This is a genomic window from Bacillus sp. AFS040349 (assembly GCF_002577655.1).
Classification (GTDB): domain Bacteria; phylum Bacillota; class Bacilli; order Bacillales; family Bacillaceae; genus Metabacillus.
Map to the genome: position 1 here is coordinate 39,776 of NZ_NUMC01000016.1, position 18,344 is coordinate 58,119.

The 18,344-nt window shown below is 34.4% G+C and carries 27 protein-coding genes; 17 read left to right on the plus strand and 10 right to left on the minus strand.

Features of this window, described 5'->3' with window-relative positions; genetic code table 11:
- Positions 1-80: 80 nt before the first annotated feature.
- Entirely contained in the window at positions 81-254 is a 174-nt protein-coding gene (locus COD11_RS26675; RefSeq protein ID WP_098795524.1) for a hypothetical protein, read from the plus strand.
- Positions 255-293: 39 nt separating this feature from the next.
- Positions 294-500 carry an Acb2/Tad1 domain-containing protein gene (locus COD11_RS04310; protein ID WP_098795525.1) on the plus strand — a complete coding sequence of 69 codons (207 nt, stop codon included), beginning with the start codon at positions 294-296 and terminating at the stop codon, positions 498-500.
- Positions 501-628: 128 nt separating this feature from the next.
- Here COD11_RS04310 and COD11_RS26680 read toward each other — a convergent pair whose 3' ends face one another.
- Positions 629-790 carry a ribbon-helix-helix domain-containing protein gene (locus COD11_RS26680; RefSeq protein ID WP_176550972.1) on the minus strand — a complete coding sequence of 54 codons (162 nt, stop codon included), beginning with the start codon at positions 788-790 and terminating at the stop codon, positions 629-631.
- 111 nt (positions 791-901) lie between these two features.
- Between COD11_RS26680 and xerA the strand changes: the two genes are divergently transcribed.
- The 3 genes from xerA to COD11_RS04325 are packed head-to-tail and all read left to right on the plus strand — an operon-like array spanning position 902 to position 3,004.
- Positions 902-1,891 carry a site-specific tyrosine recombinase/integron integrase gene (xerA, locus tag COD11_RS04315; protein WP_098795526.1) on the plus strand — a complete coding sequence of 330 codons (990 nt, stop codon included), beginning with the start codon at positions 902-904 and terminating at the stop codon, positions 1,889-1,891.
- A 46-nt stretch (positions 1,892-1,937) separates the two neighbouring features.
- Positions 1,938-2,342 carry a phage holin family protein gene (locus tag COD11_RS04320; RefSeq protein ID WP_098795527.1) on the plus strand — a complete coding sequence of 135 codons (405 nt, stop codon included), beginning with the start codon at positions 1,938-1,940 and terminating at the stop codon, positions 2,340-2,342.
- Positions 2,342-3,004, plus strand: coding sequence for a peptidoglycan recognition protein family protein (locus COD11_RS04325; protein WP_098795528.1), 663 nt, complete (start codon positions 2,342-2,344; stop codon positions 3,002-3,004). Before COD11_RS04320 ends, COD11_RS04325 begins: the two co-directional genes overlap by 1 nt.
- A 31-nt stretch (positions 3,005-3,035) precedes the next feature.
- On the opposite strand, the gene COD11_RS04330 is transcribed toward COD11_RS04325, so the two are convergent.
- From COD11_RS04330 to COD11_RS04345, 4 genes are read right to left on the minus strand one after another with little or no spacing between them, the layout of a single operon-like run.
- A complete protein-coding gene (locus tag COD11_RS04330) occupies positions 3,036-3,314 on the minus strand; it encodes a hypothetical protein (RefSeq protein ID WP_098795529.1) in 279 nt (92 codons plus the stop codon).
- A 55-nt stretch (positions 3,315-3,369) separates the two neighbouring features.
- Entirely contained in the window at positions 3,370-3,735 is a 366-nt protein-coding gene (locus COD11_RS04335) for a YhjD family protein (RefSeq protein ID WP_098795530.1), read from the minus strand.
- 12 nt (positions 3,736-3,747) lie between these two features.
- On the minus strand, positions 3,748-4,245 hold the full coding sequence (locus COD11_RS04340) for a hypothetical protein (RefSeq protein ID WP_098795531.1): 498 nt from the start codon (positions 4,243-4,245) through the stop codon (positions 3,748-3,750).
- On the minus strand, positions 4,242-4,448 hold the full coding sequence (locus tag COD11_RS04345) for a helix-turn-helix transcriptional regulator (RefSeq protein ID WP_098795532.1): 207 nt from the start codon (positions 4,446-4,448) through the stop codon (positions 4,242-4,244). Before COD11_RS04345 ends, COD11_RS04340 begins: the two co-directional genes overlap by 4 nt.
- A gap of 359 nt (positions 4,449-4,807) precedes the next feature.
- On the opposite strand from COD11_RS04345, the gene COD11_RS04350 reads away from it, so the two are divergent.
- From COD11_RS04350 to COD11_RS04365, 4 genes are read left to right on the plus strand one after another with little or no spacing between them, the layout of a single operon-like run.
- Positions 4,808-6,175, plus strand: coding sequence for an FtsK/SpoIIIE domain-containing protein (locus COD11_RS04350; RefSeq protein ID WP_098795533.1), 1,368 nt, complete (start codon positions 4,808-4,810; stop codon positions 6,173-6,175).
- Positions 6,176-6,191: 16 nt separating this feature from the next.
- Positions 6,192-6,698 carry a replication-relaxation family protein gene (locus COD11_RS04355; RefSeq protein ID WP_255301534.1) on the plus strand — a complete coding sequence of 169 codons (507 nt, stop codon included), beginning with the start codon at positions 6,192-6,194 and terminating at the stop codon, positions 6,696-6,698.
- Positions 6,699-6,716: 18 nt separating this feature from the next.
- On the plus strand, positions 6,717-7,172 hold the full coding sequence (locus COD11_RS04360; protein ID WP_098795535.1) for a hypothetical protein: 456 nt from the start codon (positions 6,717-6,719) through the stop codon (positions 7,170-7,172).
- A gap of 3 nt (positions 7,173-7,175) precedes the next feature.
- Positions 7,176-7,799 (plus strand): M23 family metallopeptidase, encoded by a 624-nt coding sequence (locus COD11_RS04365; RefSeq protein WP_098795536.1) that lies wholly within the window; start codon positions 7,176-7,178, stop codon positions 7,797-7,799.
- Between the two features lie 128 nt (positions 7,800-7,927).
- Here COD11_RS04365 and COD11_RS04370 read toward each other — a convergent pair whose 3' ends face one another.
- Complete coding sequence (locus COD11_RS04370; protein WP_098795537.1) at positions 7,928-8,995, minus strand: NAD(P)/FAD-dependent oxidoreductase; 1,068 nt, start codon at positions 8,993-8,995, stop codon at positions 7,928-7,930.
- A gap of 442 nt (positions 8,996-9,437) precedes the next feature.
- On the opposite strand from COD11_RS04370, the gene COD11_RS04375 reads away from it, so the two are divergent.
- Positions 9,438-9,674, plus strand: coding sequence for a YuzB family protein (locus COD11_RS04375; RefSeq protein WP_098795538.1), 237 nt, complete (start codon positions 9,438-9,440; stop codon positions 9,672-9,674).
- A gap of 105 nt (positions 9,675-9,779) precedes the next feature.
- Here COD11_RS04375 and COD11_RS04380 read toward each other — a convergent pair whose 3' ends face one another.
- Positions 9,780-10,472, minus strand: a complete 693-nt coding sequence (locus COD11_RS04380) for a DUF2225 domain-containing protein (protein ID WP_255301532.1) — start codon at positions 10,470-10,472, stop codon at positions 9,780-9,782.
- Between the two features lie 288 nt (positions 10,473-10,760).
- Here COD11_RS04380 and dapF point away from each other — a divergent pair, with 288 nt between their 5' ends.
- Together dapF and COD11_RS04390 are read left to right on the plus strand one after the other, a co-directional pair.
- Positions 10,761-11,618 carry a diaminopimelate epimerase gene (gene dapF / locus COD11_RS04385; protein ID WP_098795539.1) on the plus strand — a complete coding sequence of 286 codons (858 nt, stop codon included), beginning with the start codon at positions 10,761-10,763 and terminating at the stop codon, positions 11,616-11,618.
- An 86-nt stretch (positions 11,619-11,704) separates the two neighbouring features.
- Positions 11,705-12,067, plus strand: coding sequence for a HesB/IscA family protein (locus COD11_RS04390; protein WP_098795540.1), 363 nt, complete (start codon positions 11,705-11,707; stop codon positions 12,065-12,067).
- Positions 12,068-12,123: 56 nt separating this feature from the next.
- Here the strand turns inward: COD11_RS04390 and yumC are convergent, their stop codons facing one another.
- Positions 12,124-13,116: a ferredoxin--NADP reductase 2 gene (gene yumC / locus COD11_RS04395; protein ID WP_098795541.1), complete on the minus strand. Its 993-nt coding sequence runs from the start codon at positions 13,114-13,116 to the stop codon at positions 12,124-12,126.
- A 407-nt stretch (positions 13,117-13,523) separates the two neighbouring features.
- Here yumC and COD11_RS04400 point away from each other — a divergent pair, with 407 nt between their 5' ends.
- From COD11_RS04400 to COD11_RS04415, 5 genes are all read left to right on the plus strand, one after another.
- Positions 13,524-14,738, plus strand: a complete 1,215-nt coding sequence (locus tag COD11_RS04400) for an NAD(P)/FAD-dependent oxidoreductase (protein ID WP_098795542.1) — start codon at positions 13,524-13,526, stop codon at positions 14,736-14,738.
- Positions 14,739-14,824: 86 nt separating this feature from the next.
- Positions 14,825-15,310, plus strand: coding sequence for an NUDIX domain-containing protein (locus COD11_RS04405; protein ID WP_098795543.1), 486 nt, complete (start codon positions 14,825-14,827; stop codon positions 15,308-15,310).
- Positions 15,311-15,462: 152 nt separating this feature from the next.
- A complete protein-coding gene (locus tag COD11_RS26685) occupies positions 15,463-15,585 on the plus strand; it encodes a YuiA family protein (protein ID WP_176550973.1) in 123 nt (40 codons plus the stop codon).
- Positions 15,586-15,661: 76 nt separating this feature from the next.
- Entirely contained in the window at positions 15,662-15,982 is a 321-nt protein-coding gene (locus COD11_RS04410) for a YuiB family protein (RefSeq protein ID WP_098795544.1), read from the plus strand.
- Between the two features lie 161 nt (positions 15,983-16,143).
- Positions 16,144-16,875 carry a 3D domain-containing protein gene (locus COD11_RS04415; RefSeq protein WP_098795545.1) on the plus strand — a complete coding sequence of 244 codons (732 nt, stop codon included), beginning with the start codon at positions 16,144-16,146 and terminating at the stop codon, positions 16,873-16,875.
- A gap of 26 nt (positions 16,876-16,901) precedes the next feature.
- Here COD11_RS04415 and COD11_RS04420 read toward each other — a convergent pair whose 3' ends face one another.
- Together COD11_RS04420 and COD11_RS04425 are read right to left on the minus strand one after the other, a co-directional pair.
- Complete coding sequence (locus tag COD11_RS04420; protein ID WP_098795546.1) at positions 16,902-17,690, minus strand: cobalamin-binding protein; 789 nt, start codon at positions 17,688-17,690, stop codon at positions 16,902-16,904.
- An 11-nt stretch (positions 17,691-17,701) separates the two neighbouring features.
- Complete coding sequence (locus tag COD11_RS04425) at positions 17,702-18,181, minus strand: divergent PAP2 family protein (RefSeq protein ID WP_098795547.1); 480 nt, start codon at positions 18,179-18,181, stop codon at positions 17,702-17,704.
- Between the last annotated feature and the right edge of the window lie 163 nt (positions 18,182-18,344).

Genomic DNA, 18,344 nt, shown 5'->3' on the forward strand with positions numbered 1-18,344 from the left:
ATGTGCAATAGTGTGTATTAATGTGTATTGATATTTATTCGAAGTTGTCAGACAATAATTACCAAGTGAGGTGATGTTGGATGGCAACTAAAAGAGTGAACATCACAGTAGATCCAGAAACCCTCGATGAGTTCTATCGGCTTGCAGCTAAGAAAGGAATCAAGTTTTCTACATGGGTACAAGTTAAAATGGATGAATTCATTGAGGAAGAAAAAATGATAGAAGAATATCGGCAACAAAAAAGGCGCTCATAATTGAGTGCTTTTTATTTTGATAAAAAAGGAGAATGTTAGATGTATAAGCAAATTGAAAATAATTTTAAGTATCATCCACCTAAAGATCAAGAGACGGTTTCAAAACACGAGGGAGTTCGTAACGAGTGTAGACATCTAGCCAACACATTAGACACATTATTACCAGATAGCCGCGAGAAATCATTAGCTATGACTAAACTAGAAGAAGTTATGATGTGGGCAAATGCAGCAATTGCACGTAATTAATTTATGTCGCATCATTATCTATAACTCTCTATAAATGGCTATAAACCCTTATATATCAGTATTTGTGTCAATGCCAAGCAATAGGGAATTTATGCGCAACAAGAGGATAAATAAAAAAGAGCATTCGATTATTCCGACTGCTCTTTCTTTAGACCCTTTTGCACAAGGTTACGAATAGCTTCATTTCTATTTTTAAATTTGTTTAGATGCCAGTATTTCTCGATTTCTTCAACTAACTCATTAGGAAATGTTACTAATATTTGTGTGTTTTTAGTTTTATCGACTGCCATTTTCTCAACTCCTTATAAGTATTATAAGTTATATAACTTATAGTTGACAATGAGAATAGATGTTTGTATATTAAGTTATATAGGTTATATAACTTTTGAGGAGTGAGATATATGAATAACGCAGGAGAACATTTAATTTCTGAAATTGTAGGTTATATTTCTGAATTGGTACCTATTGATGTGGTAAAGACCAAGAACAAACTTTCTCAAGTCATATCTCCTTACCATGTTCAGTTAGTAGAAAATGATGAAGTACATCCTGATCTACATGAAAAGATTAAGTTATTTCTTTCGTCTAAAAAGATTGAAGGGTTAAGTAAGAACACTTTAGATAGTTACAAACTTGAACTCAGAATTTTTTCTGAACAAGTCAAGAAAAGAACAAATGAAATTAGTACAGCAGATATACGAGTCTTTTTGGGATCATTTGAACACTTGAAAATGAGTTCCGTTAGCAGAAAGTTATCTGTTCTTAAAAGTTTCTTTGGATGGTTAACATTTGAAGAGTTATTAGATCGTGATCCAACAGCTAAGTTAAAACCACCAAAAAAGGAAAAGAGGCTACCTAAAGCTCTTAATATCGAAGAACTTGAAATGTTACGTGAAGCATGTAAGACAAATAGACAACGTGCATTGATTGAGGTTTTGTATGCTACTGGATGTCGATTATCCGAGGTGCAACAGTTAAATCAAAGAGATATTGATTTTAATACGCAATCATGTAAAGTAATCGGGAAAGGTGATAAAGAGCGTGAAGTATATTTTTCTTTCAAGGCTATATACCATCTACGAAAATACTTGATGAACAGATTAGATGATGAACAAGCATTGTTTGTCACTGAAAGAAAACCTTTTAGAAGGCTTTCTCACAGAGGAATACAACGTGAGATAGGAATCATTGCAAAAGAAGCAAAACTAGAAAAAATGGTAAGTCCACATACATTGAGGCATACCTTTGCAACGTTAACAATTAATAATGGTGCTGATCTTGTTGCTGTACAACATTTGCTAGGTCATTCTGACCCTTCAACTACCCAAGGATATGCAGTACTTTCAGAAGAGAGAAAAAGACAAGCACACAAAAAATACTTGGTTCAATGAGTCCTCTTATGAGGGCTATTTATAATGCCTTGAAAGGGTTGAGAAAATGAGATATTTACAAGAAAGTGTTGCAGCTGTTGGAGGAGTAATAGGATGGTTAGTTGGTGGTTGGTCTATTTTACTGACTGTATTATTTATTTTGAATACATTTGATTTTCTTACAGGAATGGCTGCTAATTGGGGTAATATTTCAAGTAAGCGTGGTTATGAGGGAATAGTTAAGAAAGGAATGATGTGGGTATGGATAGTAGTTGCTAACCTTATTTATCTTGTTTTAGATTTTCAGGGATTAGATATTGGAATAGCTATCCCAAACGCTGTTGCTATTCTTTTTATCATAAACGAAGTTGCTTCACTTGGAGAAAACAGTATAAAGTTAGGTATTAGTATTCCAGAGCCGATCCAAAAAGGGTTGGCTCTTTTTAATAGTAAAAAGGGGGGTGAAAAGTAATGTATATAGAAAATTTAGGTTTAAATTTCAAATATGCACTTACTCCTTTAAAACGTGTGAATAAGATTATTGTTCACCATCCAGCACATCCAACATGGGACATTAATGATATTCACAAATCACATCAAGGTAAGGGTTGGAATGGAATTGGGTACAACTACTTTGTAACTAAAGATGGAAGGGCTCAATTAGGACGTGGTCATAACGTAGGAGCTCATTGCAAAGGTAATAGCATGAATGATAAATCTCTAGGAGTAAGCTTTCAAGGAAACTTTGAGATTGAGCATCCTACTGAAGCGCAATACCGTAAAGGCGCAGAATTAATTGCACAACTTATAAAAGAGGAATCTCTAACTATCAACGATGTTGATCCCCATAAGAAATATGATGCAACTGTATGTCCTGGTAAAAACTTTGATTTAGGTAAATTGAAGCAATACATTCTTGAAATATTAAATCCTACAAAAGGAGTGGTTCAAGTGGTAAATAGACCGTTAACAGATAGGGAGAAAAAGATACAAGCAGAAGCAAAGGAGTTAGGTATTACAGATGGCAAGAACCCTTTAGAACCTGTAGACCGTTTTTATTTATGGAGTGCGATGATTCCATTGGCTAAACGTGTTAGAGAATTAGAGATAACAATTGCACAATTTAAAAAGTAATATAAAATAAAAAGCCCTTCATAGGAGGGGCTTAAATCTTTATTTTGTATTTTTTTTTTGTAGTTTTTAAATCCTCGTTAGTTAAATGGGCATGTGTACCAAGGATATTATTTTCTAAATAACCAAGATGTTGAGAGAAATTTTTGTTTCCCTTTTCGATTTCTAAAAGTGCTATCATGTTTCTAAGTAACAAATCGCAAGAAAATCTTAAAGAAAATTCTTCGCTACAATTAATATCATTGGAATTAACTTTATACTGTAGGTCCTCACACAATTTAATTAAACCATCTAATTTTTCATCATCCCTCATTTGCAAGCCTCCTCCTTTTAATAAAGGCTATGTAAACAAGTTGAAGTTAGAACAGTTATGTTCTAAAACCATTGAAATAATTCTCTAATAACCTTGTTCCTTTCATTTTTAATGCAGCGTCCCAGTATCTGTTATACCCTCTATAACCATGTGCGAAGTAATCGTACTGAACAAAATCTTCGTTTACTCTTTTCTGATCTGTTACTTTAATCTTTAATTTGTTCATTTCTGCTTTCATATCACGTAAATCAATGCGAACTTTCTTTAAAACTTCTTCAACAAGATGAAGATAAGGTTCATGTAATTTAAACGATGCTGCTTTAATTATTTGTCTGTCACTCTCTAATATATCGAGTAAATATGTTCTCATAATGTACTCATGAATAAGATCTTCTTCGTGTTTTGGTATTGGTGCTTTCATAACATCACCTTTTTAATTTTTCTTACCAACGTATTCATATGGCAACCAACCTACGTCTCCTGTATTGTTAACTTTTACTTTAACTGATAGTATATCGTTCTCGATTAATGTTATAGGAGTATTTGCAGTAAGAACTTTAATCTTTCCATCTATCTCCATTTGGTAAACTGATTCAACATCTTTCGCAGTTACGTAATCCATAAAGACATCAAGGTTTGTTTTATCTTCTCCGAGAGACAGGTACACATCTTTTAATATAATACCTTCTTCTCCTGCTGATAGAATGTCACTTTCAGTTTCAGTGGAAGTGGATTCTTCAATAGAGACATCTTCAGTATATGATTCTTCTGGTATCTCTTCTTCAACAACTTCAGTTGATGGTTTCTCATTAACTTGATCAGTACTCACTTCTTCAATTAACTCAGTTTCTTCAAGGTTAGATTGTGTTTCTTGATCATTACTACAACCTACTATAGAGACGCAGGCCAATAAGACTAGTATCTTTTTCATTGTGTTTCCCCCTCAATTTCCACTAATTCTTCGATTTGAACACCTAAAATCTTTGCAATCACTACCGATTGTATCAAATCAGGTTGAGTATGGTTATTAACCCACCTTGAAAATGTTTGGATAGATACTCCACATTCTTTAGCTAAATACTTATGTTTAATTCCTTTTTCGTTGGCCAAGCGTCCAATTTTATTAACAATCATACTCTATCACCCTTTAAGTTATAACCATTCAACACAATTATGATAACTCCTGTTAACTATTTTGATAAAAAAAGTTATCAAAAATGTATATGGACAGGCAAGTTTTATTTCCTTTGCCCATACTATTTAATATACCAATTGAAAGACGAATTAATGGACCAATTAAAAAGCTTTTTAAATTACTAGATTAAATACGATTAATTATACGAATTAGTGTTCTTTTCGAGTGTTCTTATTAGTTTTCTACCTTAGAACTTTAACTAGAACTAATAAAGGCTTTTATAGCAACTGTTTGTGGAGGAGAAAAAGTTCTTTTTAGTAGGGACTATACTACGTATACCTAAAGGTGGTGGTGGCTAATGATATTCGAGATAACTACATCAATGCTTGCAGGAGGCTTAGTTGGTTTTTCTTATTATAAAAAAACAGGAGGGGGTTCAAATGATCACGAAAAAATAGTCAGGATTTCAAGGAATTGTGGATTGGTAAATAAAGAAGGGAAAGAGATTCGTATTTTTCGAAAAACTAGAAAGAAAAACTACACTGAGTATGTATATCAAATGCCTCAAGGGTTATCTGTAAATCAATTTCAATCTAAGATTGATAACTTTAACGACGGTTTAAATATAAAGAAAACAGTTCCAGATATTTATTTTAGTGATTTCGAAGAGATTGACTGGAAAGGTGATGTTGTTAAGCAAGTAAAGAAGATCCTTAACAAGAAAAAGAAGCTAAAAAAAGAAGTGGAAATAAAATTTGATGGCATGTTGAAATTTAAAGTGTTTGATGAAGAGTTAACAAGTGATTTCCCATTTGATGAAGAGTTACTAAAAAAAGTAAAAGGATGGAAAATACCAGTTGGAGTTAACAGGAGTAATGAATTAATAATGCATGATTTTGAAATGTATCCTCACTTAGCATTAGGTGGTGCTACTCGATACGGAAAATCCAACTTTATTAATTCCATGATTACAACGTTAATTATTAACAATCCAGATCATGTTAAATTTCATTTAATTGACCTGAAAGGTGGAATTGAGCTTTGTGACTATGAAAACATCAAACAGACTGTATCTATTGCATACGAACCAGAAGAAGCGCTCAACACACTAAAAACTGCCTATGAGGAAATGAGAATCATGCAAGAGAAGATTAAAAAGCTAGGGAAAAAGAAAATTCAAGACACCAATATAAAAACAAGACATTTCGTCATCATTGATGAAGTAGGAGAGTTGAATCCTGAAGAGGCTGTTGATAAAAAGGACATAAGAGAAAATGGTGTTGTTGTTCATAAAAGCGAAAAAACAATAAAAGAAGAGTGCCAGCAATATATGAGTAAAATTGCAAGGTTAGGAGCTGGGTTTGGGTTTAGACAGATTCTCGCTACTCAATATCCTACTGGTGATGTTATTCCTAGACAATGCAAACAAAATAGTGATGCTAAATTAAGTTTTAAAGTTAGGAATGCTACAGCGTCAAATGTTGTATTAGATGAAAATGGAGCCGAGGATTTACCTCGAATTAAAGGTCGTGCCTTATATATAACAGATCAAAGGCATATTGTACAGACGCCTTATATAAAAGAAGAGGAAATCAGAAAAAACATTCAACCACACATAAATATCAGACCTCGAAAAGAAAGGGTTGAATCAAGTGCAGAAGATAGCAAAGAAACAACAGAGAGAAGAAAATATACTCCTATCATTGAAGAAACTGAGTTATCTTAGTCGTTCACAATTGCAGATTCTACATGATTTAGGGAGCGCAAGAAATGCTTCTAAAGTTATGAAAAACTTAGAGCAGTATGTTAGTAGTTTTAGAGATGGGGAGAATATTTATTATCTTAATAAAGAAGGAAGAGAAAGAGTTAATTCAAATAAAATACTGAAGAAAACTATTCAAGCCAGGCATTACATTATGAGAAATTCAATTTATATCGGATATGGTAATCCCTCAACTTGGAAAAACGAAGTGAAAATGGGGTTCAAAGAGATTAAAAACGCTACTGTTGTATGTGATGCATTGTTCCAGAAAGATAAAGTCTTCCACATTGTTGAAGTAGATCACACTCAAAAGATGACTAAAAACAGAACTAAAGTTGAGAAATACAGAAAATTAATAGAATATGGACTGTTTGAACGTCCACCTAAATTCATTTGGATAACTACAACAGAATTAAGGAGAAAACAGCTACTGGAGTTGTGTGAGGGATTAGAAGTTCATGTTTTTACGGTTAAAGATTTTCATTAACTAACAGGAGTGATCAGCATGTTTAAACAACGTATTGAAACTGTAGGAAGCATTAAGGAATTCATGAATCGTGGAAGAGAAACAGTAGGACTTCACGAAAGTGAGTTAGAGGCATATGAAAAGGCGAAGCCTGCAGGGTTAGCGTTTGGACTTTCCACTCTTCCATTAGCTATAGCACCTTTTACAAAATTACAAACTGCATCAGCACATGGAACTGAATCTGTAACCGTTGTGGCAAACAATGCAGATATGTATGACAAGATGGTCACTGCATTTGATCCTTTAATTGTATTAGTTCAATCTTTAGCATATCCAATAGCTACAGTTGTTGTTTTAGGTGGTGCAATAATGGTCATGATCGGTCAGAAAGAAAAGGGTTATTCTCTTATGATGAGTGCTGGATTAGGTTATGTACTGGTGAATATGACACCGATGATCTTAAACATTCTTGTGGATGCTATGAAGGCGGTGTAAGTAATGATTGTTCGTATCACCAGTAAATACGGTGAAGTGAGTCAATTACATCCCACTGGACATAAAGGAGTAGATATTGCACTTAATGAAGGAACACCACTTAGAAGTGTTTCTGATGGCATTGTTCAGAGGGTTGTTGATCTTGGAAACGAGAATATCGGAAAAGGAGTAATCGTTCAATTAGAAGATGGAAAGCAAGCGATATACGGTCACATGAGTAATATTTCAGTCAAAGAAGGTCAATTGATTCATAAAGGTGAGGTTATAGGCCTAAGTGGTAATACTGGACATTCAACAGGACCACATTTGCATTTTGGAATGAAAGAGAACGGAGATTTTATAGATCCGACTCCAGTAGTTGATCAAACAGTTAATCAATCTTTATGGAGTCAGTTTTTAGAACGTGGATCAGTAGCAAATAATGATTATCCAACAATATGGGGGTATTTAGGTGAAAAACTTCTTGGTAGCGGGATTGAACATTGGGCTGCGGATTATATTATGGCGGTACCTTTCTTGGTGGGGGTTAGTATTGGTGTTTGGGGTTTACTTAATATGGTCAATAGTAAGATTGCTACATGGGGAGTAGGATTTGTCATGGTATTAGGTGGGATTGTAATCATATAAAAAAACAGGCAGAAAACCCGCCCGTTCCCCGCCTGTTTTTTGATCTATTTCAATTTGTTGCAATGAGTCGTTTTTTAAAAACCTTAATATATCAATGTTTCACTAGTATTATGATCCGTTTTGATCTCTTATCCGTTATGATATTTATACATCCAAAGAACACCGGACTTTAATAGTCGTGGTACACGGCCCATTAAAGGTCTGTCATTAACAAGTCCAAAGCCTTGCTTTTTCCCTAAAGAACCTAGTACACCTTTCAATTTAAAAGGTGGGAATGATTCTGGAAGAGGTTCGTTGTTCCACTTCTTTAATAGTACTTGGACAATTTGTTCAGCTTGAGCTTCTGCCAGCTGAGCGCTAGGGGCATGTGGAAGACTTGCGCAGTCTCCAACAACAAACACATCTTCGTGATTTGGAATAAAATGTTGAACAGTTAATACAACTCTTCCTTGATTATCCTTTTCAACAGGAAGATCTCTAACCACTTTATTTGGCTGAATTCCAGCTGTCCATACGATCGCATCACACTCAAAAGGTTGATCATGATTATAGACAATGTTTGGTTCTACCTTCGTTATATTAGCTTCACTAATAATTTCAACACCATGCTCTGTGAACCATTTTTCAACATAACTACTTAAACGTTCAGGAAAGCTCGAGAGGATATGCTTGCTACGATCAAACAACTTAATGTTAAGATCTTTTCGACTTTCTCGAAGTTCGCTGGCAAGCTCAACACCACTTAAACCTGCGCCAACAATTCCTACAGTTGCATCTGCTTTTAAATTATTAAGCTTCTGGTAGGTTTCACGAGACTGATCAATACTTTGAATACTATAAGTGAATTCATCTGCTCCAGGTACGTTATGATATTTATCTACACAACCTAAACCAATGATTAAGTCATCAAATTGAACAGGCTCGTGATCATTTAATAGTACTTGTTTGTTTTCAAGATCAACAGACGTTACTTCTCCAAAAATGGAATGAAGTCTAGGATGCTCCGGAAAAGAGACCCTTATATGATGATCTGAAATAGTACCTGCCGCAAGTGCATAGTATTCTGTTTTTAAACAATGATAAGGATTTTTATCAATAAGAGTAATTTGAACATCTTCAGGCAATTGATTTGGAAGTAAACGAAGCAGTACGCGCATACCGCCATATCCTCCGCCAAGTATGACTAGGTTCTTCATTTTTGATACTCCTTTTTCCCCACGTTTTTAATAAACTATAATTGCAAGGCCAAGAATAATACACACAATATGTTCTATTCTTTTAACCAAATAAAAATGAATAATAAGGAAATAAATTTTAAAAAGGAAACGTATAGTTAAGGCTAGTCCTATCTTTATAAATGAAATTTTAAAAGGATAACGAATGAATCATTTTACAACAATATTACTCCAAAAAAACGTTTTCTTTTTATTTTAAAAATTTTTTCCTTTATGGTACAACACAATTATGAATTATTTGTTTAGTGTTTACAATCCTATTTCGTTTTTTTAACTAAAAAAATGACAAAAAAGCATCACATAAATGTTATATATAGTATTTATTGCTAGATACCATAGAGTATAATAAAATTTGACGTTTATTTGTAATCCTATTAGGATTAAGCAGTAGAGAGGTGTTAAGATGAAGCCAATTATTGAATTTTGTATAAGTAATTTAGCACAAGGGGCTCAGGCAGCGTTAGAAAAGCTGGAAAAAGACCCTAATTTAGATATTATTGAATACGGATGTTTAAGCTATTGTGGCAAATGTGGACATTCGTTATATGCTTTAGTAAATGGAGAAGTAGTAACTGGAGATGACCCAGATGAGTTAGTTGAAAATATATATACGTTTTTAGAGGAAAATCCTATGTTTTAAAACTTGTCGAAAAGTGCGATTAAAAGGCCATGAAGGAGTTTGACATAGCGAATGATTACCTGAAAAAGCTGACCGAAAAATGGTCAGCTTTTTAAAGTCTTTTTATTAACTTGATTTTACTTCACGCATTTCTGCCCAACGATCTTTAGCCATTTGCACAATACCTTTTTCAAGAGTGTCCGTTTGTTTTTCTATTACCTTTGAAAAATACTGTGTTGCTTGGCTAACTAGATCTAATCTTCTGCTTAAGTCTCCGATCAGATAAAGAAGCTTAATTTCTGAAAGCTGGGTTCCTGAATAGTCATCAACCATATAAGAGTTAACATATTCTTCAAGAGCTAGCCTTAAAAAGCGTTGTTCTTCCTCGTGGTTAATTTTCTCAGTACGAAATAACCACGATAATCTTAAATAAAGACCAGCTAGTGCAACATGATTTTCTTTTTTTATACTAGAGCAGTAAATGGCTAACTTGTAAGATTCTATCGCTGTATCAACGGTACGCTCAAAACAATAATTTCTTCCACTCCAATTGTCACAAATTTTTTGTTGAATCATTTCTTTTGCATTTGGAGGAAAATAAGTCGAGCATTCCTCAGAGGAAGAAAAGCCGCAGTTTGGACAAACAGAAACATAATATAAAAGCGGATTGATTTCTGTTGAAGTGTAATATGAACAAAAGTCTGTATCGTGCCGGTGTGAACGAATAAATCTGGAAAGTACTTTTTTCGTAGTATAATTGGTTTTACACATTAAGCAATTAACTTTACGATCATACAAATGATGTAGTTCATTATTCACAAAGAATCACTCCTTTATCTCGTCAAGAGTGGACATGTAGTACTAATTTAACTAAATTATATCAGAAAACTATGTAAAAAGGACTATTTATTATTAAAATTATGGGATTTTTTAGGGATACCCTCTAATATTTTTTTGAAAGTAAGCTTAGATTTTAAGAAGCAGTTAAAAATAAAAGCTCCCTGAATAACAGGAAGCTTATATTTCTATAAAACGGGGGATAATTATATTGTTTTCAGATTTCCAACATTTTATACTAATAAAAATGAAGATATTTGGAGGATAACAATGAACTCATTTCAATTTACAAAAATGCACGGATTAGGAAACAACTATATATATGTTAATACTTTTGAGGAACAACTTGAAGAAGGTCAATTATCAGACATTGCCAGACAGGTCTCAAATGTATATACAGGGATTGGCTCTGATGGTCTTATCTTAATATGTCCTTCAGATAAAGCGGAAGTTAAAATGAGAATTTTTAATAATGATGGCTCAGAAGGAAAAAATTGCGGAAATGGATTAAGATGTGTTGCTAAGTACGCCTTTGAGCATAATTTAGTAAAAGAGAAAACATTTAAAATTGAAACATTGTCAGGTCTTGTTGAAGCAACTATTCATGTTGAGGAAAACCGAGTAAACCTCATAACAGTTGATATGGGATCACCGCGTTTATCAAAAGCAGAGATACCAATGGAAGGTGAAGGTTCTGAACAAACCATATCAGAATCAATCGAATTCTCAGGGCAACAATATGATGTAACAGCTGTTTCAATGGGAAATCCTCATATTATTTTCTATGTGGATGATATAAACAAAGCACCTGTTACAACATTTGGACCGATTGTTGAGAAAGATCCTCGTTTTCCTGAAGGAGTTAATGTAGAGTTTGTAGAAGTTGTGTCAGAAAATGAACTGCATTTTCGAGTTTGGGAAAGAGGCTCTGGTGTTACACAGGCATGCGGTACGGGAGCTTGTGCAGCAGTTGTGTCTTCCGTGTTAAACAAACATACTAATCAAGGTGAAGAAACTGTTGTGCATCTCGCTGGAGGAGATCTTATCATTAATTGGACAAATGAAGGAAATGTGTTAATGACAGGTCCTGCAGAAGTCATTTGTACTGGAACCTATTATATAAAATAATCATCGTTTCAATTATTTGAGTGAGTCCATACAATAGTTGTATACTAGTAATATGATCCTTTCACATAAAGCAAGGAGGTATTCAAATGAGTGAAATTGTTAAAATTACAGAAGCTGCTGCTTATCAGATAAAAGATATGATGAAAGAACATGAAGAAGAAAATGCCTATCTTCGTGTTGGTGTTAAAGGTGGAGGCTGTAGTGGCCTTTCATATGGAATGGGATTTGAGCATGAAATAACAGAGGAAGACCAAGTCCTTGAACAACACGATATGACAATTCTTATTAAAAAAGAAGATGCGGCCATTTTAAAGGGAACCATCATTGATTATAAGCAATCCATGATGGGCGGCGGATTTACGATTGATAATCCAAATGCCATTGCAAGCTGTGGGTGCGGATCCTCGTTTAGAACAGCTACAAACACAGGAACGCCTGAAAATTGCTAGACTTTCATGAGTGATAAGAAAAAGCTGTTTACTTTTTTGGTAAACAGCTTTTTATATTAATTAAATAAACTCGTGCTGTGTAATGGCTGGACACGTGCTTTTGGATCCATAAATGCCTTAGCATTGTTTACTGCTGTTGGAGCCTCGCCAAATCCACTTGCAATTAGTTTTACCTTGCCATCATAGGTGCAAATATCTCCAGCTGCATAAATTCCTTCAATGTTGGTTTCCATTTTGGAGTTAACAACAATTGAATTTTTCTCAATTGTTAAACCCCAATCTTTAATTGGTCCAAGTGAGGATACAAATCCATAATTGACGATATGATCATCAATTTCTAAAACTTCTTTTCGATCACCTTTCACTTCTTCTAATACTACTTGAGAAATTGCCTGTTCCCCAATTAGCTCGACAGGAACAAATGGTGTTAAAACTTGTACCTTCGATTTCATCAATAATTCAACACTATGTTCATGTGCTCTGAATTTATCTCGTCTATGTATTAAACTTACACTTTTTGCAACAGGCTCGAGCATTAATGCCCAGTCAACAGCAGAGTCTCCACCACCAAGAATAGCTACGTTTCTTCCTGCAAATTTATTTAAATCATCAACGAAATAATGTAAATTTTGATTCTCATATTTTTCGCACTCCTCAAGCTCAAGTTTGCGAGGCTTAAAAGCACCATTACCTGCTGTAATAATGATTGTCTTTGTATAATGAACTTCATTATTAGTGGTTATTATGAATACTCCGTCAGCTTGTTTCTCAACTTGTTCAACAGCTTGATCTAAAACAACTGTTTGCTCAAACTGACCCATTTGCTCCTTCAAATTGTCTACAAGCTCTTGAGCTCTTATTTTTGGAAAGCCTGCAACGTCATAGATGTATTTTTCAGGATATAATGTAGAAAGCTGGCCACCTAATTGTGGAAGGCTCTCAATAATTTTTACACTTGCCTGTCTCATTCCACCATAGAATGCAGTGAATAATCCAACAGGACCTCCACCAATAATCGTAATATCATAAACTTTAGTATCTTCTTTCATATCTCATCCTCCTTTTACTAAATTTAATTGTGTGCTAATTCATAAACTTTCACTTGAAGTGAATGACAATCCATAAGACAAAATTCTTCTTTTTTCACGTTTTGAAAACACTTTCGATAAATGTAGTACCTAAAATCCATGTATTGTAAATTATACGAAGAAAAAAACATAGTCTTTTGTTAGAAAAAATAACTTGAAAAAATATTGTTGAATGGATAATATGATTTATAGGTGTATTTATATATATTATACGTAGCAGATACCAAGGTATGCATTGGTAAGTGAATGTTTTCACAAAGTTTTTATCTCTTAAATAAAAATAAAATTGTGGTTTTAGGTCGAATATAGTAATAGACATTATTCGATCCTTTACAACAATTTTAAAAAGAAAAGGTGGATGTATTTCGGTGAAGAAACCAAGAGTCGTTATATTAGGTGCAGGTTATGGTGGGTTAATTACAGTTACACGTTTACAAAAATTAATTAGTGTTGATGAAGCAGATATCACATTAGTGAACAAAAATGATTATCACTATGAAACAACATGGTTACATGAGGCTTCAGCTGGTACGTTACATCATGACCGTGCTCGTTACCAAATCAAAGACATTATCGATACAAATCGTGTGAAGTTTGTTCAAGATACTGTTGTATCAATCGATAAAGAAGCGAAGAAAATCGTTTTAGAAAATGGTGAAGTTGAATATGACTATTTAGTTATTTCATTAGGTGCTCACCCAGAAACATTTGGTATTCAAGGTTTAAAAGAGTATGCATTCGGAATCACAAGCATTGACTCTGCTAGACAATTACGTGAGCATATTGAATATCAATTTGCTACTTATAACATGGAAGCAGAGAAGAAAGATGAGCGTTTAACAATTGTTGTCGGTGGAGCTGGCTTCACTGGGATTGAATTCTTAGGAGAGCTTGGAAACAGAATTCCAGAGCTTTGTAAAGAATATGATGTTGACTTTAAAAAAGTACGTATTATCTGTGTGGAAGCAGCACCAACAGCATTACCAGGATTTGATCCTGAGTTAGTTGAGTATGCTACAAATCACTTACAGAAAAAAGGCGTAGAATTCATGATCGGTACAGCAATTAAAGAATGTATCGAAGAAGGAATCATCGTTGCAAAAGGTGAAGAACTAGAGACAATTAAAGCTGGAACTGTTGTTTGGGCAGCGGGTGTTCGTGGTAACAGTGTTGTGGAAGAAGCAGGATTTGAAAACATGCGTGGCCGTGTAAAAGTTGATCCACAACTACGTGCACCGGGACATGATGATGTATTCATTATTGGAGATTGTTCGTTAATCATTAATGAAGAAATTAATCGTCCATATCCTCCAACAGCGCAAATTGCTATGCAACAAGGTGAAACTTGTGCGAAAAACCTTGCATCAGCCATTCGTGGTCGTGGAGAAATGGCATCTTTCACTCCGGACATTAAAGGATCTGTTGCATCATTAGGTGAAGACGATGCAGTTGGTGTTGTATTTGGTAAAAAATTAGTAGGTACTAAAGCTTCATTTATGAAGAAAATGATTGATAACCGTGCTTTATACATGGTTGGCGGTCCTTCATTAGTATTGAAAAAAGGAAAATTCAACATTTTATAATAGTTGTGAAAAAGAGACAAGGCATCTGCCTTTGTCTCTTTTTTATTTCTCTATGTGTTAAAATAATAAAAAAGGGGGGCTCTATATTGACTCAATCCAAAAGGGGAAATGTATGGTTAGCTGTATCTGGAATTGTGGCTAATCATGAAGGAGAATGGCTTGTTGTTAAAAAGAAATATGGTGGACTCAAGGGGAAATGGTCTTTTCCGGCTGGATTTGTTAATGAAGGAGAAACCATTGATGAGGCTGTATTAAGGGAAATTAAAGAAGAAACAGGCATCTCTGCAAGTATAGCTGGAGTTGTTGGAATTCGTTCAGGGGTAATAAAAGAAGTGATAAGTGATAACATGGTCATTTTTTCATTATTTGCAGATTCAAATGAAATACAGGTTCAAGAAGAGGAATTAGATGAAGTAGCTTTTATACATCCTAAAAAGTTAGTAGAGGACAAAAATTCATCTCTCTTAATCACAAAACTAGCGTCTGACGTCATTGAATCAAAGTTAAATAAATATGATCAATTTAATCCTGGGGATCATTTTGGATATACTACATATACTATGTTTTTATAATATTCACAATACTATGATAAAGAGAGGATTTTAAAGAAAAGCTTAAATGTATTCGCTTACACAAACCTTTTTGTGAGATTTTCTCCCTTTATAATTGTCAGAATAATTGGTATATTATTAAAAACCACTACTATCCTAAAGGGGAGACAGAAATGAACACAACAAAGGTTGAAACAAAGGAATGCCCATATTGTTCTGGGAAAGGGTATTTTCAACTAATACTAGGTGGCTCTGAAACATGTAATAACTGTGATGGCACTGGGAAGAAGTCATAAAACGTTCACTGACAAAGCATTGACTGTCTATCGTTAGTTCAGTACACTTAATAGTGGTGTAATGGAGGTGATAGGCATGTTGAGCTTACCGGTTTTATTAATATCCATGTTATTATTTTTAGTATTATTTTTTGGTATTGGGTTTTTATTGAATATGCTTTTACGCATGTCTTGGATTATGGCTATTGTGTATCCAATTGTATGCATTTTCATAGTTGATAACGTCAAATTTATAGAGTATTTTAGAAGCCCTAGTGATTCGTTTTCACAATTAGGGGATAAAATGATGTCATTAGCTTTAGCAGATTTATTAATTTTATCCTGCGGACTGATCGGTGCGATTCTCTCAGGGGTTATTATTAAAATGCTTCGTAAAAGCGGATATCAGATGTTTTAATATATTTTCTACCAAAAAGTCTGACAACGGAATGTCAGGCTTTTTTCGCTTTTAGAAATCAATAAAAAACAGATATGGTAAAATTTACTTTTCTCCATTTTGAATACTTTTCTCACAATCTGGGAACGAATAGATTTGTGAGAGGAGTGTTTAAGAAACATATGATCAGTATAAAGAGAGTTAGTAGAAGACTAATCATGACATTATTATTTCTGGGAGCATTAACAACAACATATAGCGCAATTTCAGGTGTTGAGGCTAAAGATCTCTCCAATTGGTATTATAATCATAATGAGGATTTTAATGAAAAACTAGTTCATACACACACTGAAGCTGAAGAAAATGAAACTTTCCGTTTTTTAGGACTTACTTTTAAAGCCATGAACAGTGAACCATCGATTAGAACACAAGTGTCTTCGAGTGTTGAAGCAATTAATCAAGAAGTTTCACTGGAAGAAGCAATTGACTGGTCTCAATATCCGACAAGAAAAGTGGTAGCAACTGGTTATACGGCAGGTGTTGAGTCTACTGGTAAACATCCCGATCATCCTAGCTATGGGATTACCTATTCAGGGGTAAAAGTAAAAAGAGATCTATATTCGACAGTTGCTGCAGATTTAGATGTTTTCCCAATTGGTACCATACTTTTTATCCCAGGCTACGGATATGGAGTGGTAGCGGACAAGGGTGGAGCCATTAAAGGAAACAAATTAGATTTATATTATGAAACCGTAAAAGAGGTTTATAATAATTGGGGTAAAAAGCAAATAGAAGTATACGTTGTTCAAATGGGTGATGGAACATTAACGGAAGAACAATTAAAAAACTTAAATGAAGATGAATCAATGCAAGTGTTTAGGCAAAAATATATAAAAAATAAGACAAAAAGCTAATGAAAAGAGCATTAGCTTTTTGTCTTTTAATTAGGACGGGGATAAATATCAGGATGCAACAAATAGGCGAGCTTTTGTAAACCAAGGAGAAGCCGTGGAGAGGGACGGCAAAACAATGATTCCTCTAATAAATGGAGTTGGTTATTTTGAACGGCTCGAAGGGTTTGTGCCCTTTCCCTTTTTAGTACATGTGTCAATTTCATTCTAGATTGCTTAACTCCGACCCAGCATAAACAAAAATATTCTGGGTTTCGATTCAGAACATCTTCCCATGTTGTCTGCACGCTAGCTAATTCAACATCTTCAAAAATGTTTCTTGCTCCTGCTAATCTGCTTAGCTCAGTTAACCAGTTGATTTGACCAGGAGAAAAAATTGGGTTCGGCCACCATTCAAAAAAAATGGAAGGTGGGTTCTGTATCCCATCAGAAATTTCCTTATATGATTGAAGAGTAGCTTGAAAGTCTTTAATAACACCTTCAGCTTCCTTTTGCTTTCCGGTTAATTTACTTAATGTGTGAAGATCATCGCAAATGTCTTGAAATGACTGAGGATTAAAAACAATATGTGGAATTTTCCTCTTTTCCAATTCTTCAATGTTTTTTTCCATCCCAGGTACACTAAGAGAAGCTAGCACCAAGTCAGGAAGATAAGATTCCAACATATCCATATTAATGGAAAGGTCTGGGCCTAAACGTGGAAGATGTGATAAATCCAGCGGCCAATCAGAGAAATCATCCAGGGCGACTAATTGCTCCTTTAAACCAAGATAAACTGCAAGCTCCGTATTGCTGGGACAGATGGATATAAGCCTCATTTAAAGCCTCCTTACAAAACAAAAAGGTAGTGTAACAATAGTGCAAGAAGAATACCGGTTAATCCTCCAAAAAACACTTCAATCGGCTGATGTCCAAGTAGCTCCTTCAACTTTTTTTGTTTATCTTGTTCAGCTTTTTTAGGCCATACTTTGGCTTCCTCAACAAAGCGGTTAAAGTCAAGAACAAGCTGATTAAGAACGGTTGCTTGTTCACCGGCATGACGTCTTACTCCTGTTGCATCAAACATCGTGATGATCGCAAAGATAGCAGAAATAGCAAAAATGGATGAACCAAGTCCGTGATCAAGAGCAACTCCTGTTGAAAGTGCAGTTACAGCTGCCGAATGAGAGCTTGGCATACCGCCGGTACTTGTAATTAGTGACCAATCCAGCCTCTTTGAAACAAAGAAATAAATCGGTACCTTAATAAACTGTGCAAAGAAAATGGCTGCCAGTGCAGCGAGTAAAGGAAAGTTGTACAATAATTCCAAGATTAAGCTCCTTTCGTTTTTAGGGCAATTATGTATTATAAAACTCCTAATATAAAGAAAATTGTTAAAAAGATTTTCTTCATTATAGCATATACATTGTCAGAATAAGGTGAAGTTCGTTAGTTGGATTTGTCTTATTACACTTTTTTAAATATGTACTATA